The 598-nt window shown below is 63.0% G+C and carries 1 protein-coding gene; it reads right to left on the reverse strand.

The window, feature by feature from the left end; translation table 11 throughout:
* Positions 1-424 (reverse strand): FAD-dependent monooxygenase (locus PA598K_RS31890; protein ID WP_185602344.1); only part of this gene is annotated, 424 nt, incomplete at its 3' end.
* Positions 425-598: the final 174 nt, after the last annotated feature.

Consider the following 598-nt stretch of genomic DNA (forward strand, 5'->3'; position numbering starts at 1 on the left):
CGCGGGCCAGCCCGGCAAACGAGCCGGGCTGGATCCAGCGGAACGTCGGCTGGGCGAGCGCGGTTTGCAGCAGCCGCTGCTTCAGCTGCTCGTGCGGATGCATGAGCGCATAATCATAGGGAGCGGCCAGGCGACCGTAGTCGAAGACGATATCCCGCGCCTGTCTGCCGGCTTCGGGAGGATCCGGCTGCTGCTCCTGCATCCGGATCGTCCGGACGACGAAGCTCTCTTGCTGCAGCTGCTCCAGCAGCCCGAGCCGGTGTAGGATTTGCAGGCTTTTGGGCTGCAGCAGCTCTCCCTTGTACATCTTACTCTCGCCGGGGCTCCGTTCGACGACGACGGTGTCGATCCCTCCTCTGGCCAGGATGAGTCCCAGCGTCAGTCCGGCGACGCCGCCGCCGGATACGAATACCTGACAGCGCACGATATCTCCTCCTCTCGCGCTACGTTCGATCGCGCTACGTTCTGTTACGAATACATACCGCAATCCAGCGCGCTTGAAACGAAGACCAGGGCCAAGCACGCGCAAGCGCGGGCAGCTCGAAAAGGCGATCGGCGAGTGGATGGGCCTCCAATGATGCGCAAAGACGCTTTCAAA

It is taken from the genome of Paenibacillus sp. 598K (assembly GCF_003851045.1).
Classification (GTDB): Bacteria; Bacillota; Bacilli; order Paenibacillales; family Paenibacillaceae; genus Paenibacillus_D.